This is a genomic window from Phycisphaeraceae bacterium (genome assembly GCA_020639155.1).
Taxonomy (GTDB): Bacteria; Planctomycetota; Phycisphaerae; order Phycisphaerales; family UBA1924; genus JACKHF01.
Map to the genome: position 1 here is coordinate 2,002,694 of JACKHF010000001.1, position 16,846 is coordinate 2,019,539.

13 protein-coding genes are annotated in these 16,846 nt (G+C 55.3%); 6 read left to right on the forward strand and 7 right to left on the reverse strand.

What is annotated here, in order from left to right; genetic code table 11:
• Positions 1 to 4 precede the first annotated feature (4 nt).
• From H6815_08460 to H6815_08475, 4 genes are read right to left on the reverse strand one after another with little or no spacing between them, the layout of a single operon-like run.
• Positions 5 to 1,219: a type II secretion system F family protein gene (locus tag H6815_08460; protein ID MCB9860473.1), complete on the reverse strand. Its 1,215-nt coding sequence runs from the start codon at positions 1,217 to 1,219 to the stop codon at positions 5 to 7.
• Complete coding sequence (gene tadA, locus H6815_08465) at positions 1,216 to 2,979, reverse strand: Flp pilus assembly complex ATPase component TadA (protein MCB9860474.1); 1,764 nt, start codon at positions 2,977 to 2,979, stop codon at positions 1,216 to 1,218. The genes H6815_08460 and tadA overlap by 4 nt, the downstream gene beginning before the upstream one ends.
• On the reverse strand, positions 2,979 to 3,314 hold the full coding sequence (locus H6815_08470; GenBank protein MCB9860475.1) for an STAS domain-containing protein: 336 nt from the start codon (positions 3,312 to 3,314) through the stop codon (positions 2,979 to 2,981). The genes tadA and H6815_08470 overlap by 1 nt, the downstream gene beginning before the upstream one ends.
• Positions 3,315 to 3,362: 48 nt before the next feature.
• A complete protein-coding gene (locus tag H6815_08475) occupies positions 3,363 to 5,219 on the reverse strand; it encodes a hypothetical protein (protein MCB9860476.1) in 1,857 nt (618 codons plus the stop codon).
• 223 nt (positions 5,220 to 5,442) lie between these two features.
• Between H6815_08475 and H6815_08480 the strand changes: the two genes are divergently transcribed.
• The 6 genes from H6815_08480 to H6815_08505 all read left to right on the forward strand — a co-directional run bounded on the left by H6815_08480 (position 5,443) and on the right by H6815_08505 (position 11,605).
• Complete coding sequence (locus H6815_08480; GenBank protein ID MCB9860477.1) at positions 5,443 to 5,874, forward strand: response regulator; 432 nt, start codon at positions 5,443 to 5,445, stop codon at positions 5,872 to 5,874.
• A gap of 27 nt (positions 5,875 to 5,901) precedes the next feature.
• The gene (locus tag H6815_08485) at positions 5,902 to 7,650 is read left to right on the forward strand and encodes an HD-GYP domain-containing protein (protein MCB9860478.1); all 1,749 of its coding nucleotides are present in this window, start codon (positions 5,902 to 5,904) and stop codon (positions 7,648 to 7,650) included.
• A gap of 23 nt (positions 7,651 to 7,673) precedes the next feature.
• The gene (locus H6815_08490; protein MCB9860479.1) at positions 7,674 to 8,321 is read left to right on the forward strand and encodes a prepilin-type N-terminal cleavage/methylation domain-containing protein; all 648 of its coding nucleotides are present in this window, start codon (positions 7,674 to 7,676) and stop codon (positions 8,319 to 8,321) included.
• Between the two features lie 21 nt (positions 8,322 to 8,342).
• A complete protein-coding gene (locus H6815_08495) occupies positions 8,343 to 8,969 on the forward strand; it encodes a hypothetical protein (protein MCB9860480.1) in 627 nt (208 codons plus the stop codon).
• Positions 8,970 to 8,977: 8 nt separating this feature from the next.
• Positions 8,978 to 10,339 (forward strand): hypothetical protein, encoded by a 1,362-nt coding sequence (locus H6815_08500; protein ID MCB9860481.1) that lies wholly within the window; start codon positions 8,978 to 8,980, stop codon positions 10,337 to 10,339.
• A 111-nt stretch (positions 10,340 to 10,450) separates the two neighbouring features.
• Complete coding sequence (locus H6815_08505) at positions 10,451 to 11,605, forward strand: response regulator (protein MCB9860482.1); 1,155 nt, start codon at positions 10,451 to 10,453, stop codon at positions 11,603 to 11,605.
• 2 nt (positions 11,606 to 11,607) lie between these two features.
• Here H6815_08505 and H6815_08510 read toward each other — a convergent pair whose 3' ends face one another.
• The 3 genes from H6815_08510 to H6815_08520 form a co-directional block, all read right to left on the reverse strand.
• Positions 11,608 to 15,489 carry a PD40 domain-containing protein gene (locus H6815_08510; GenBank protein ID MCB9860483.1) on the reverse strand — a complete coding sequence of 1,294 codons (3,882 nt, stop codon included), beginning with the start codon at positions 15,487 to 15,489 and terminating at the stop codon, positions 11,608 to 11,610.
• Between the two features lie 91 nt (positions 15,490 to 15,580).
• Complete coding sequence (locus H6815_08515; protein ID MCB9860484.1) at positions 15,581 to 15,997, reverse strand: biopolymer transporter ExbD; 417 nt, start codon at positions 15,995 to 15,997, stop codon at positions 15,581 to 15,583.
• Between the two features lie 6 nt (positions 15,998 to 16,003).
• Positions 16,004 to 16,798, reverse strand: coding sequence for a MotA/TolQ/ExbB proton channel family protein (locus tag H6815_08520; GenBank protein MCB9860485.1), 795 nt, complete (start codon positions 16,796 to 16,798; stop codon positions 16,004 to 16,006).
• Positions 16,799 to 16,846 lie beyond the last annotated feature (48 nt).

Sequence of the window (16,846 nt, forward strand, 5' to 3'; positions counted from 1 at the left end):
GGTGTCACACCATCCGTGTCATGTCAAACAGAGGAAGGAACAGACTCATCGCCATGGAGCCGACAAGTATGCCCATTGCGATCAGAATTAACGGCTCAAGAACAGACGTGACTGAACGCACCTGCGCATCACTCTCTTCATCAAGGATGTCTGCAACGCTGAGCAGCGAAGGACCGAGCTCGCCTGCGGTTTCACCCGATCGCACCGCTTCACAGAATGATTCATTGACAAGCCGGCTCTTGCAAAAAGCATCGCTGAGCGGATCGCCCTGCGTGACAGCTTCGGTCGCTTTGTCGAGCAGAGCGCGGTAGTGATAGTTTCCGAACGATGCTTTGACGAGCTGCGTTGCTTCGTTGATCGGTATCTTGTTCTGCACAAGCACTCCGAGCACACGCGCAAGCCGGGCAGTGGACACGTGCCTGACAACGCGACCCAGGATGGGGACATGCACCGCGAGCGTCTGGATTGTCCGCTTTGCGTTCTGTGTGCGGTACCACAACGAGACTGTAACCACACATGTGATAATTGTACCGACCAGAATAAAGAAGTGGGTACGGGCGGTCTCGCTCAGCCACATCACAAATGTTGTGCTCGGTGGAAGCGTCACACGCAGTGATTTAAAGAGAGAGTCAAACCGAGGGATGACCAGCAGCAACATCAGAATAAGAACAGTCACGCACACGACAACCAGCAGCATTGGATAGATAGCTGCACTGACGATCGATCGGCGCAGCTGGACCTGCTTGTGAATGAGCTTGCTGATTCTGCCCATCATGTCCTTCAACCTGCCCGTCGCTTCGCCCGCATGCACAAGGCTGATGACAACAGGATCGAAGTACTTCTTGTGCTGGCGCATGGATTCTGAGAGTGGTTGCCCGCGCTCGACACGCTCGCGTATGTCTGAAACAGTTCGCTTCCAAGTATCATCACGGGCTTGGCGCTCGCACGATTCGAGTGCATCTGTCACGGTCGCACCTGCACTGAGCAGCACGAACATATTTCGTGTGAAGGAGAGCACCAGGTTGCTTGTATTGCGCCCGAATGGGAGACGCTTCATGACCTTTTTCAGGTCCTTGCCCTGCTCGCCTTCCTCGTGGATGGTCGTAACAAACGTGCCCTTCTTGCGGAGCAGCTCGGTACCGTCATTTATGGTGTTGGCTTCGATGACGCCTGCGCACGCAGCGCCGTCACGGTCAAAGCCTTTGTAGACAAGTTTCATGCGGCCCTCCCGAGTGTCTCAGTGGGCATGTCCGTGTCGGCATCGTCGATATCGGAATCATGGCTGTGGGTGACGCGCAGCACTTCCTCAAGGCTTGTCTTTCCAGCACGGGCAAGCGCGATGCCTTCCTCACGCAGTGTCAGGCAGCCCTCATCACTCATCTGCAGACGCAGTGTGTGTGTCGGTGCGGATTTGTGGATCATGCGCCGTAGTGTTGGGGTGACTTCCATCACCTCGTAGATGCCAGATCGACCCTTGAAGCCGGTATCGTGGCAGTGCTGGCAGCCCAGTCCCTTCTGGAACGGCTGGCGCAAGTCGTTGCTGATGCGAGCTTCTTCCAGCACGTGATCTTCGGGGAAGTACTTTGTCCTGCATTGTCCGCAGACGGTACGCGCGAGTCGTTGGGCAACGGCACCGTTCAGAGCGGTTGAGACAAGGTACGGCTCAATGCCCATGTCAAGCAGACGAGCAACAGATCCTGGTGCGTCGTTGGTGTGCAGAGTTGCGAGCACGAGGTGACCCGTGAGTGATGCTCTGACTGCAACGCGCGCAGTCTCTTCATCGCGAACCTCGCCGATCATCACCACGTCCGGATCCTGACGAAGAATGCTCCGCAGTGCGGACGCGAACGTCATCCCAATGGAATCATGCACCTGTACCTGATTTACCATGTCGAGCTGATACTCAACAGGATCTTCGACGGTGACGATATTTCGCTCGGGTGTTTGGATGAGTTCCAGTGCCGAGTAGAGTGTTGTGGTCTTGCCCGATCCGGTTGGTCCTGTGACAAGAATCATGCCGTGAGGCTGATGAAGCATGTGCTTGAATCGTTCGAGCGCTTCGGCGCGGAAACCGAGGTCTTCCAGGCGCACACGAAGATTCTCCTTGTCGAGAATGCGCACCACGACCTTCTCACCGAGCAGTGTCGGAATGCTCGACACGCGAAGATCGATCTCGCGACCCTCAGCAACGATGCGCACACGCCCGGCTTGTGGAAGACGTTTTTCCGCAATGTCCATCTTTCCGATGACCTTCACGCGCGAGATAATTGCTGGGTGCAGACCGATCGGTGGACGCATCAGCTCGCGGAGCGTGCCGTCAATGCGATATCTGATGCGCGTGCCACGCTTGTCAGGTTCGATGTGGATATCGCTTGCGCCATCGCGGATTGCTGTCAGCAGCGCGACGTTCACGAGATTGACGATGGGACTCCCATCGATCATGTTCTCGAGTTCGGGGATCGTCTCGTCCTCGATCGACTCGCGCTCAATGATTGAGACGTCCGAATCGACGAGTTGCGTCATAAACCCGTCGACGTCAACTTTGCCGCCAGCGTACTTCTTGATGTACTCACGAATGTCCGGCTCAAGCGCAAGCACGGGTCTGATCTCAAGCTCTGTCAGACTGCGGAGTCGATCAATTGTGTGCAGCGACTGTGGTTCAGCCATTGCAACAGTGAGTGTGCCATGCACGCGAAACAGTGGGAGTGCGCGGAGTTCCAGAGCCTCCTGCTCACCAATCAGTTCGAGTAGTGCTGGATCGATAAGACCGTGGCGCAGCACGCATCCGGGCACACCGATACGCGCAGAAAGCGTCTGCTCGAGCACAGCTCGTGTAATGATGCCCTGCTCGAGGAGAATCTCGCCGAGGAGCTTGCCGGTGGCGCGCTGGATAGCGAGTGCATCGCGCACCTGGTTCTCGGTCACCTGCCCCGCTTGAACGAGCAGCTCACCAATACGTAATCTCGGCGCTTCGTGCATCAAAGGAAACTCCTTGCTGCAGCGCTTGCATCCTCAAAGAGTTCAAAGTGGGGTCCGATGCCGGTAAGCACGAACACCTCGCGCACTGTGTCCGTTAATGCGCACAAGCGGAGAGAGTGTCCGGCGTCGGAAAAGTCGTTCGACACCTCCACAAGAATCTCAAGCCCGCGACTGTCAATAAATGGCACAGCTGACAGATCGATTGCAAGCCGCCCCAGCGTTTGCCTGCCAGCAACGAGGCACTGGTCCTTCAGGTCCTCCGCATCCTGCTGCGTGATCGAACCCTTTGGCTTCAGTACTGTCACCGCACCGTGGATGTGGCGTTCGACGTCCATGTCTACCTCTTTGCGATTGCCCTTTCCTTTGTTTGTTCTTTCAGCCTGTTACGCTGCGTGTGCAAGCACGGGCAGTATGATCTTGAACGTGCTCCCCTCATTGAGAATGGAATCCGCTGTGATCTCCCCGCCATGCAGGCGCACCACCTCACGGGCAAGGGCAAGTCCGAGCCCCGATCCCGTGGTGGTTGCAACACGATCATCCTGTGCCCGGTAGAACCGATCGAACACGCGCGGAAGCATGTCCTCTGAAATTCCAATGCCCGTATCGGTTACGCTAATCGAGAGCTGGCTTGTTTCAGCCTGGACATCAACAGTGACGGTGCCGCCATCCGGTGTATATTTGAGCGCGTTGCCCACGAGGTTATGGATAGCCATGGCAAGCTTGTCGCGCTCACCCAGTAGTATGGGGAGCTTGGGCGGCAGGTTGAATGTCAGTGTGATGTTCTTGTCGCGAGCCTGTGCTTCGTAGTCAGCTTCGATCTCATGGAGAAGCTGCTCAGTCCGCACGTCATCTCGATGCAGCGTGTATGAGCCGGAATCCATCTCGCTGACAGAGAGCATGTCATTGACGATGCGCTCGAGTCTTCGAGATTCCCGGTTGATGACATTGACAGCCTGATCGCGAGCCGACTGGTCCATCGTGTGATCTTCGAGCATTGACTCCGCGTAGAGTCTGATGTTTGTCAGCGGGGTGCGGAGATCGTGCGTTGCCTGCGCAACGAATACATCGCGTGACTGCTGTGCAATGCGTTGCTGTGTGACATCTTCTATCAGAGCGACGACAAGCGATGGGTTCGATTGTGGTATGCGACGCGCCACAACGCGCAGCACTCCCTTTGTTCCATCGTTGTCCTGCTCTATTTCCAGCGTTGAATGCACGCGATCACCGCTGATCAATCCCTGGATTGCTTCTACAAGCTGGTATGGAGCATTGTTCTGTGCGAGTGTAATCAGATTGTCGGACTTTGATGGCAGTCCGAGCAGGTTCAGACCCGCCCCGTTGGATAGCTGCACATGCATGTCGGCATCAATCACGATCAGACCGATCGGAAGTGCGCTGCACGCACTGATCGCAACCCGGTTCTCAACGGCCGCGCTGGACAAGGCTCCTTGCGCGCGCTGCGCGATATCGTTTTCGTCAAGCCCCTGCAATCGACGAACCAGCATGTTCCACGCTGTCGCCTCTGCACCGAATCCGGGATGGATGCGAAGGGCATCTGGTGTAAGGCCCTGATCGTGAATTGCAAGCAGGGCGCTGCGGAGGGCAGAAACACCACGTTGATTCTGACGAACAAGACGCTGTGTCCATGCCAGTGTGAGAGCCGCTGCAGCAGCAAGAACCCACACGCCAGCGATCATCGTGCTGGGCGACTGGTTCGGAGGAGCTATGGTGTCAACACCAAGCCGAACCGTTCCACGTTCAGGCACAATAAAGGACATTGATGCGTTGACGCCATCAGGAATTGCGGAAGTGGATACCGGCGTCATCGGACTCCGTTCCCATGTCTCTGGCAACTGCTGAAGTATCGATTCAGAACTTGAGTTTGCGATGATGCTGCCGTCTGGTAAAGTCACACGAACTTCTGCAATCCATTCGCTTTGTGCTGCAGCTTTCACGACTCGTGAAACACTCTCAATGTCCTTTGCCATGAGGAGTGGCTGGAGCGCACTTGCAACACTCGAAACAGCGCCGCGGGCTTCCTCATCAAGATGTTCGAGCACATGGGACTTGTATGTCTGCGCAATCCAGAGGCTGGATCCAAGTGCAGCAACAACCACAATAATTGGACTCACAAATGGAATGAGCACACGTTTGAGATCGAACCAACCAACGTGCGCACGCACACTTCGGCGGTGTCCGTCTGAACGCGGCTCATGTCTATTCTCGGAATGTGTCTGCACGAAGACTCTCCGCAGGTGGCATAACCAGTATTACCCTACCCTATCGACTCAGGACGGCATCATCTGAAGTTCCAGTCATCAGTTATAAAGCGACCTGCGAATGTGAATCGGGTGAGATTCTTCACGTTCAGACTGATTTGATGCGAGGAACTGACCGATCGGGCACATAGGTAGGGTTTGAAAGCCGACAAAGCTCGGCGTTCTGTGCGTGGAGAAGCTGCTGTTGGAGCAGAAAAAAACCATTTTGGTCGTTGATGACGAGCCTCATCTGACATATATGCTGGCGCATCGGCTGCGCTCAGAGAGTGTCAATGTGCTCGAGCAGAATAACGGGCAGGATGGATACAAGACGGCCATCAATCTGATTCCCGATCTTGTGATTACCGATTATCAGATGCCACGGATGTCTGGTATTGCGATGTGCCAGGCTCTCAAGGCCGATGCCAGAACTGCACACGTGCCTGTGCTCATGATTACCGGTCGGGGGCATCGTGTCACCCGTGACGACCTGGAATGCACAAACGTGCGCGAGCTCATGTCAAAGCCGTTCAGTTTTAATGAGCTGTTATCTAAGGTGTTCGAGTTGATTCAGGTGCATCCCGAGGATGCATCTGGGCAGACTTCGGAGGATGCAGAGAAGAAAACACGGATGTAATACGCCGAAGACAAGGAGTGCGGCACAATGCCGACGGCTGATGGAAAGACGGGCAGCAATCATCCCGCACTGGATGTGCGCACGCGCTGTCTTTCGCTCGGTGTTCCTGTATGGGTCTTTGATGAATCGGGTCATCAAGTCCTTCCTCCTTCAGACGATACCTCTGTTGCAAACCAGCTTGAATCAACTTTTCCCAGTGAACTTGTCGCGTCAGTCGTTGATTCATCCGGCACAGAACACACCACCTGTTCGTGTGATCGCATTCCCGCGAGCGTCGTGAATGATGCAATCGGTGAAGATGCTGGTGATCTGCGGTTCCTGATACGCAGGGTGCCAGTGCCGCACGCACCGTGGGATTTCTGGACACTCATCGCGCTTGTTATTGACGAAGTTGCAGTGAACACAGTTCCAGTTTGCAGGTCTCTCGTCGATTCGGGCGCATTGCAGATACTTGATGCTCGATCTATACACTGGATTCAGCAGACGATTGACTGGATGACGGACGACCGTGTGCATGTGTCAAACGACAAGGTGCTCTTGGATCGGTTCAGCACCGAGTTGATGATCAGCTTCGAACATGTCGATCTCTTGTTCCGATTTGCTCGCCTGCTCAACTGCGCAGAAGAACCCGATGAGATTATCCGCGTCCTGATCCATCAGATGCTGGCATTGTTGCCGTTTGACTGGATCTCCGTCGGCTTTGCAAACAAGGACTCGATCCTTCCACAACTCGCTGGTGCACACATTATCGCCGGTAAACCACCGTGCGATTTTCAACAGCTTTCAAGCGCCCTTGCGCAAGCGATCAATGATTGCAAGGGTGACTCATGGACAAACGTGCTCGACGTGGGCGAGCATCCGCTCAGCGATCTGGTGCAATCTCAGATTGTCGCAGAACCGATCTCGCACGACAGCAAGCCAATCGGTATGCTGATCGCGGGCGGGAAGACCGGCCCGGATCCGGATGCGCACAGTCAGGAACTTCAGTTCCTTGATGCGACATCAGCATTCCTTGGCGTGTTCCACGCGAGTGCAGCCCGGTTCCATGAGCAACGCATCGCGTTTTACGGCATGGTCAAGGCAATGACGGCTGCGATTGATGCGAAGGACAGATACACCCGAGGCCACTCGGAGCGTGTTGCCCATCTCGGACGCGAACTTGCGATCGCTGCGGGATTGTCTGAGCAGCAAGTTGAAGAGGTGTATATCGCAGGCTTGCTCCATGACGTCGGCAAGATCGGCGTGCCCGAAGCAGTGCTTTGCAAGAACGGCAGGCTGACCGATGAAGAGTTCCTGCAAATCAAGAAGCACCCCGAAACCGGCGTGAACATCCTCAAGGATATTCCATCGCTTGAGGCAATGATGCCAGGTGTGCTGCACCACCATGAGCGTTGGGACGGTCGTGGGTATCCGTACAATCTTTCCGGCGATTCCATTCCGCTGTATGGACGCATCCTTGCTGTCGCGGACGCGTTTGATGCGATGAGTTCGACCAGATCATACAGGCCGGCACTCCCACGCGAAACCGTGCTCAGCGAGATGCACAAGTGTGCGGGCACCCAGTTCGATCCTCGCCTTGCAATGCTGTTTGTCGAGCTTGATCTGTCTGAGTTTGATGCAATGCTCAGGTTACATGCTGAGGATGCGCCGAACTTTGTCGCGATTGTTGACGACGAGAGTTTGGATCAGAGCCTTGACAAGACACTCGGAAGCGCCTCATCAAAGAGTGAGGATGAGAGCAGCGAGAAGAAATCGCAAGAACGATCTGCCGCGTAACAGGCCGCTTGATTGGATCAGTCATGATGGCTTCCAGAAGACAGAACAAAAGAGCTCGTGCGTTCACACTGATCGAGTTGACGATCGCTATGACACTGGCAGCGCTGCTGATGGGGTCTATTGTCTCTGTCATTGTTGTATCAAGTAAGTCGCTTGATGTTGCCACTTCGCAGGCGGTTACTGGCAACGTATCAGAAGCAATGCTCAGAGTAACCAGCGATCTTCGTCAGGCAAAATCGTTCACTATTGTGACTTCAACATCCGTCACGTTCACTGTTCCCGATCGCACGGGCGATGGGATTGATGACAAGATAGCCTACGTTTGGTCCGGAACAAAGGGTGATCCGCTCACGTTCCAGCTCAACTCCAGTAGCGCAACAACAGTGATCGAGGATGTCCGCGATCTCTCATTCGAGTATCTCCTGGGAAAGGATGTTGCATGGGCTGGTGCATCATCGCCAGATCCCGGTATCACGATCAACGTTGGTGGGGTCGGCGTTACTCTTGGCAATGGCAATGGCAATGGCAATGGCAATGGCAATGGCAATGGCAATGGCAATGGCAATGGCAATGGCAATGGCAATGGCAATGGCAGCAGTAGCAGCAGTAGCAGCAGTAGCAGTAGTAGCAGTAGTAGCAGTAGTAGCAGTAGTAGCAGTAGCAGCAAGTGATAACACAACTATATGGTTTTAATGTCACACAATGTAGCTTGCCGTGCGTTCACGATCGTCGAAGTCGTGATGTCGCTGTTGATTGTTTCACTGGTGCTTCTCGCAGGATTGCGCACCGCTGCTGCAACTGGCAGTGAGGCTCGCATCCGACGTGAGCGCGATATTGGCCGATTGCTTGCCGACCAGCTTCTTGCTGAGATCATGGCCCTTCCGTCGGAAGACCCGAACGAAACGCCGGTATTCGGTATGGAACTGGATGAAACGGGGACATCCAGACGCGACGTTCTCGACGACATCGACGATTACAACGGCTGGACCGAATCGCCCGTGCGAGCAGCAGACGGCACAATCATCGCCCAGTACTCGCAGTGGCGCAGGGATGTGGAAGTTGACTGGATCAGCACGATCGTGCCAATCGCTGTGCCAACAGACACAAGACTGAAGGGTGTCACCGTGACAGTCTACGCACCATCCGGCAAGTCGTACACACGCACCGCGCTTCGCTCGATGCACGAATATCGCGACAGGTCCGATGACGAACAGGTCGTGCGTATTGGCGTGTCGCTCACCGCAGGTGTGGATGGAAGGAATATCACCGAGACGGCGGCATCTGTTGTGGTTCTGGAAAACTCTCCCGAGGGCAACTGAGCAGATCAATGATTACCAACGGTTCCAAATCCTTCTCTCACCCACGCAGAGGCGCTGCATATGTGCTTGTGCTTGGTGCGAGTCTGCTCGTGTTCATCATCGGTGTCAGTGCGCTGGCAGCGATGACCGTGACATCTGAAGGGATTGATCAACTCAACGACGCGCAATCGGCTGAGCAGCTTGCCCCCTCGGGCATTCAGTGGGCGATGACCAAGCTCTCCTCAAATACCAACTGGCGCAGCGTGTATTCCAACAACACATATGGTGGTTCGATCGGGTTTGGCGGTGGTACTTTCAAATGGAAGGTGCGTGATCTGAGCGACAGCAATCTGGCAGACGATGCAGGCGATGAGGTGCAGATCGTTTCGCAGGCAACGGTGGGAGATGCAGTCCGCACATATGCAGCGACCTACGTCCATCCGAACTCGCCGCTCGAACTTCTCATGAGCAACATCCATGCGGGTGCCGATATCGACATCAAGAGTGGCGCAACACTCCAACTCTTTGAAGATGACGAACTGATCAGCGCCAATGGTTCATGGAAGAACGATGGCCGTCTCGAAGGAAACGCTCGCACAACATCATTGTCCGGTGGTGGCGGATCGGGAACAGCTTCGGGCACAGTGGTGACCAACGCAAGTACATTAACGATGCCTTCATCCGCGTTTGTTGACCGACTCATTGCTCGTGCGACAACACTCACTTACTCCGGTGATATCGATACCAAACTCATTGCCCCGGGGTTGAACGAGTATGACCTCGATGCACCGACCGGTTCGAATATCTGGTATCTCAACACGGGTGGTCAGGATATCACAATCAAAAACTCGCGCATCCAGGGAACGCTCATCATCAACGTTGGGAACTCCAAGTCGGTCCGAATTACAAATCGTGTGCTCATCGAGCCGGACTCGCCGTCCATGCCATCGCTGATTGTGATAGGAAATCTTGAGATTCAAACCGATGGTCCGTCGCTCGGGCTCGCTGCACTCCTCGCGTTACCTCTTGGTGATCTACGAACCACACTCGCGGCAACATCAAAACCATTGTCAGAGAGCACACTGTCGCACAACTTCAATCCACCCACAGCACCCTACCAAGGGGGATCGGATACCGATAAGGCTGATCGATATCCGTGCATGATGAACGGGTTGATATATGCAACCAGCGATGTCGTCTTCAGCAATACCAACTGGGTTCTTGGGTTAGTGATAGCTGGACAGGATGTGGATGTTGACGGCGGCACAACAGCAGTGTTCCACGACACAATCTACTACGACAACCCCCCCGATGGCATGGTGGAGTACGACACATCAACATTTGTGCTGATGAACGGCACGTGGGGTCGAATCGGCGCAAATGACGAATAACTATTCTCGATGATCAGTGCCGTGTCGAGATATCGGATTCAATATATTAAGACCGCATCAAGTACAAGCTAAATCCCGACGATACAAGGAGTAACTCCGGGGTCTTTGTACATGAAGCATAACGTGGGTAATGCGATGGTCTTCCCTGCGAACGCACAGGTTCGCCATCATCTTATGGAGATGCTCGGAGATCGTGCGAGATCGGTCCCGAATAAGGAAAAACGCGAGCACTTTCGATACCCCCTCCCTTCGATCATTGAGAAGGCAGAGATCCAGCACCCGGGTGGGAGTAAGGTTCATGCTGAAGTGTTGGTGTACAACCTCAGCTCTGGTGGTATCGGCTTTGTCTACACAGGGTACCTTCACAGAAGTACAGAGATCACAATCACATTGCACACGTTGCGCGGCGAACTTCGCGAGTTGAGCGGCAAGGTCGCATGGTGCGCATTGTTGACGCGCCAGTTTCATGCTGTTGGAATGCAGTGCGATGAGAAAAGTGATCCAAGAGACTATATTGAACCATCGATTATCGCCGTCCACAATGTTGAGGATGAGTCAGCACGGCGAAAAGCTCTCCGAGGTCGCGTTCTTCTTGTTGAAGATGACAAGATGGAAGCGAATCTTGTGAAAATGCTGCTCTCAGACACCTCATTGCGCGTCGATGTGGCATCAGATACGGGCGAGGCACTCGATTGTCTTCGCACGGAATCCTTCGACATTGTGCTGGCCGATTCAGTGCTGCATCGGGATACGCGAGTTGATCAGTATGTGCCAAGGATGAGAGACGAAGGGTTTACGGGACCGATTGTCCTCTTTCTCCAACAGCGAGACAATATTGACCCGAATGGCAGTTTGCCTGGCGCATGCACAGATGTTGTTGCAAAGCCACTGAACCAAGACGAGTTGATCGCAGTTATCGAGAGGGCTTTGCGCCACTCCCATGATCCAACCTGCAGCACTGATCTCATCTATTCAACAATGAAGGATGCGTTGAAGTTCACTTCATGGATTGCAGAATACATCGAAGTCGTGCGTAAAAAAGCGAAACTCATCGAAGAGGCCCTTCGTTCAGAGAATGTTGAGCTGGCAATGGATGAATGCTCCGCTATCTGCGCAACGGGTGTGAGCTACGGATTTGAGATTCTGTCAGAAGCAGCCCAGGAAACGATTACAGCTCTGAAATCATCTGCTTCATGCACCGAGTCCGCCGCAGAAATACGCAAGCTGCTGCGAGTAATAAAGCGACTGAGTATTCAGGGATACTAAACTCACTCCAGCGATGGTCTGCCGTTGCGACGTGGCTCCCAGCGCTGCTGACGCTGGAGATGGAACTGCACGTTCACAAACTCGAAGTCGTCAAGATCGGCTGTGCCACGACGTGATCGGATGTCGATCTTGTTCTCGCCAAGCTGCAACCAGTCAGCGGGCACATTTGCGCGGAACTGTCCGAAGCTGCCGTCACGCGGTGATCCATCAAGACGCTTTGGCAGCAGTCGATCATTGATCCAGATCTCGTTCGGCGCCTGCGTGCCGCGTGCAAGCAAACGGATCTCTGCACGTGTCAGGTCATCGCCAATCTGATCTTCGGTGAGCTCGAATGTCTGCACCCAGCGCAGTCCTTCAGATTTCTTCTGGAACTGCGAGTTGATGCGACCCGAGAACTCGTCATTACCGAGATGGTGTACATCGGGGTCTGCCTCAAGCACAATGACATCGGAATCAATCGGCGCAAGCATGAATACCACGCGTACGCCGCGTCTGACATCTTCGGAGCGAATGTTTGTTGACTCTGGTGTGTATCCGTCAGCCGACGCGGAGACCGCGACATTGTCTGGCAGATCCTCGGGCTCAAGCTCGAACTGTCCGTTGACGTCAGTCAGATATACAAGCTCGTTGCCCTCATCAAGATCAAGTTTCACCATCGCATCGCGGATCGGTCTGCGCGTGCGTGCGTCGATCACCATGCCGGTGATCAGGCCCGGATGTTTTTCCGGATCTGCCGATGGTTCCGGTTCCGGATCAGGCTGTTCCGCTGGCAATGCGATGTCGAACGCTTCCTCGCCGATCTCCGGGATGCTGCCAAGTTCGGTCAGCGCCGGCGGCATGATGTCGAACTCGGGCATCGCATCTGGTGTGTAGGCTTGCTCGCTCAGGGCCTCGACATGCTCGCGACCAAGTTCTGTTGGCTTCAGGTCGGCACGCATCGTGTCGAGTGCGTCACGCTCCACATCGGCTTGCAACGAGGGGAGCGGAATCATGCTCGCATCAGCGATCGCATCGTTTGGTTCATTGACAGCCGATGGCTTTGCGTTATTGCTGTCTTCCGCAATAGGGAGTTGCACATCGTTCAGCTCTGAAAGCACAGGCGTGTCGGGAGCATCAAACGATGTCGTATCGAATGCGGGGAGTGCGATATCCATGCCCAGTGGGGCGGAGCTGTCAACACTGGAGAGAATATCTGTCGCAAGGGAATCTGTTGGCAGCGGTGTTGCAGTATCCTCGATCGCGAACGTTGCATTCGTGATTGGTGTGTACGTTTCTGTTGAGGTCAGTTCCGCTGGTGTGATCTCAAGTACTGCGTCCGGGGCAATGGCCATGCTCTGTTCGGGTGAAGCTGCGGCAGGTGTGCTGGTATCGAGCTTCGCATCGAACGCAGCCAACGGCATCGGTGTCATTGCTGCGGGATTCTCAATTTCGGAGATTGCAGACTCCGGCAGTGCGGTCTCTGCGCTGGATTCTGCAACGCTGGTCTTTGATGCAAGCACCCGATCTGCCTCGGCATTGACTGACTCCGGAGCGATTTCTGTCGGGCCAGCAGCGATCGGCGTGAGGGATTCTGTCTCGGCGCGAGCCTGCGATTGCGCATCAACTCCAGTCGGAACAACGTCAAGCACAACCTCGTTCTGTGCAACAGCAGCCTGAGTTTGTGGCGTTTGCGTGTTGACGGTCTCGGTTGGCAACTGCGACACCGGAGCCTGTGCCGCCATCTGCGGTCCCTGCACAACGATTGCATCGGTTGACTGTGGTGTAGCGAATGCCTGCGTTGGCCCAGCCTGCACAGCATCGGGTGTCAGTGTGGCGTTGGATGCCTGCATCGGCGCCGGTGCGTCGTTCTGTGCGCGTGGTGTCTGCGAGTCGGCGGTTGCTGTGACATGCACAGCCTGCTCACTGGTCGCAAGTGCAGCGGCTGGTGTGGGCTCGGCGGAGTTCACCTGCGATGATTGTGGAACCTGAGCTTCAGCACGCGCTGTCATCTGCGGGTTCTGTGCCGAGGTATCTGCTGCGTGTGTCTGCTCAAGCGACTGCGATGGTCCCGCCTGCACAGCTTCTGGATTCATCGCAGCATTTGCAACCTGCATCGGCGTTGGTGCTTCGCTCGCAGCGCGAGGTGTCTGTGCATCGGCACGCGCCTCGACACGCACGTTCTGCTCATTGACAGCGACTGCTGCGTCGGGTGTGGGTTCTGCAGAGTTGACCTGCGTTGACTGTGGCACCTGTGTTTCCGCACGAGCCACCATCTGTGGGTTCTGCGCGCTCGTATCTGTTGCCTGCTTCTGCTCAAAGGCTTGCGCAGCTTCGGCCTGGGTCGCGGTTGGAGTGAGTTCTGTTGCAGCGACTTCAAGCGGTTCGATCTCGGCTTGTTCTGCCTGCGGCGTCGAAGGAGACTCCGTCGCAGCGATCTCCATCTGCGACATCTCGCCACGCAACTGTCGGGTGATCTCGTTACTTACAGTCCGCACGACGATCGGCTGCTGTGCACCAACATTGCGATCAGAAGTCCCGTCAAGCGTGCCGTAGACATTCCATACCGCCATGCCGCCGAACAGAAGCATGTGGGCAATGACCGACACAATGAAACACTTGGCGATCAGCGAGAGCGGCTTCCAGCGCTTTGCCCACATCTCTGTCGTGCGAAGCCAGCCGAGCAGCGCCAGCAGCACAAGTAATAAAAGCACCGTTGCAACCATTGGCCACACGCGACTGAGCCAGTCCATGAACGATAAACGCGCCTGTCCTGGGTCGTACTCGGTCACAACCTCACGTGCAACCGTGCGATAAATATCGTACGAAACCTTCCCCGCATCGGGATTGTCATCTGAATCGATCCATGGGGTGCGATCAGACGAGAAGTGGAGTTCGAACCCGTCGAAGCTGAGCGTCGGATCAAGCTCGTTGTGTGGTGAGTTGACAGACTGTCCAAGATTGACAAGGTTGATCAGCCCGTCCCGCGCAAGCAGTGTGTCGAGTGTGTTATCTTCGTTTGCAACATCGTCCTCGCTCAACTCGATGGGTTGCTCAGCGACAATCCCTTCAGGAGAGATACGGGAGCGGAAGATATCAAACCCACCAAAGCTCTCCAGCCGATCAGATGCAAAGTAGATGTAATCACCCGCTGGGCTGAATGCTGGCGAGATGTCGTCATAATCTGTTGAGAGCGACACCAGCATGCGCGCAGGTATCGTTGTGCCATCTGCGAGTGCTGCAATGTACAGGTCAAAGTCGCCCTGAAACATGCCTTGGCGCACGTTGGTTTGTTCTGGTGCAACATCGGGTCGGTTTGTTGCAAAGACGAGCGATGCATTGTCTGGTGAGATCGCGGGGGCGTACTCGTGGTATGGTGTGTTGACACCTTCGCCCAGATTCTCTGCCGGGAGCCATCCCTCCTCGCCTTTGCGTGCAATCCACAGGTCGTACCCGCCCTGCCCGCCAGAACGGTTTGAGGCGAACACGATCGCCTTGCCATCAAGCGTCGGCTGCGGCCCGAGATCATCGCGATCACTGTTTACTGTGTCCAGCGCGGCGGGTTCGGTCCATCCAAAGCCGTTACGCTGCACAAAGTAAATGTCCGCATCGCCGCGTTCGCTGGCGCGCGAGAAGAACAGAATCGTGCCGTCGGCACTGAGTCCGGGGTCAAGCTCATTCCGTGGCGAGTTAATCCCGCGTGCAAGCGCAGTGGCGGGTTTCCACAGAATGTCGCGTGGCGCAGCAACTGAAGCGGATTCGCGGATCGTATCGGTGGGAGCGTTGTCGGTGTAGTAGGTTCCTGAAGACTGCGCGCGCTGCCACGCGCCAAGAGTGGCAAACGCAAGCCCGCCGACTACGACCAGCGCGACGAGCAGTACCAGAGTTGTGCGTATGAGTTTGCCCACCGTGTGGTCCTTGCCCCTCCAACCGAGATCAGTTCGAGCGTCTGTCCATCAGTCCAATCAACAATCCTGCAACGGGCATTTGCACATTGCATCAGTTTTCAGGCACAGTATCCAGAAACGGCTCCTGAATGCCTGCCAGCTTACATATGTCCAGTGCGCGGGCGACCATGCCATACGATGCGTCCTTGTCGCCACGCACAACAACCTTCTGCTCCGGATTCTGTTCGAGCGCGTTGGTCACGATGGATTTTAATCCATCCTCGTCAACAGTCTGCCCGTTTGCGATGATCCGACCATCGTTGGTAACATTTACAATCAGTTCTCGTGCAGCTTGCGAGATCGGGCCTGATGCTTCGGAGATCGGTAGTGCGATCTGCATCTCGCGTTCCGACTGATGGAACGTTGTTGCCACCAGAAAGAAGATCAGCAGCAGGAACACCATATCGATGATCGGTGTCAGCTCGATCGAAGGCGATGAATCACTGGATGTATCTTTCTTGATCAACATCCCGTGTTACGCTCCCGCGCCGACATGCGCTGCCTCTGGTTTCGGCTTGTCTGATTCGCGATGTGAATCTGTGAGAGTCAACTTACCCTTGCCACCTGAGGCAGCCATAGCGTAGTTGAGCAGGAACTTCGTGCCGATCTGATCCATCATCTGCACAAGGCGTTCAATCCGCGAGGAAAGCCAGTGGAAGCAGATCAACGCAGGAATCGCAACGAGCAGGCCCGCAGCGGTTGTGACCATCGCCTCGTAAATACCCTCAGCGAGGAGTTCTGTCTTGCCGAGCGCGTCCGAGTTTGTCGCGACGGTCTGGAATGCGGTAATCATGCCGAAGATCGTGCCGACGAGTCCGAGCAACGGCGCGACCGCAGCAACAACGGAGAGCACACGCAGGTACTTACGAAGGACCGAGACCTCGCGCTCTGCGACGACCGCCATGTGCTTCTCTACGACATCGACCGGTCTGCCAAGCTGCTCAGCACCAGAGTGGATGATGCGCGCGATCGGGCTTGCGTGTGACTTGCAGAATGATTCGGCAGCCTTCCCGTTCCCAGGTGGATTGCCGAGCGCCTTCTCAAGCCCTTCCTCAAACCCATTGGGAATGATCTTTGATCTGCGCAGCACAATCAGGCGCTCAATAAACACCGTGACCATGATGAGCGATGCGATCCCGATCGGGATCATCATCACGCCACCTTTGACAGCAAAGTCCCACACCGAACCGATGAGATTCCCGCCGCCTGCCTGCGCAGCACCGGGCTGGGTTGCTGTGTCCTGTATCATCGCCAGCACGCTCATGTGCATCTGCAAACTCCGTTTTCTTTGATAGTTCCTGCGTTCGCACTCGTGCTG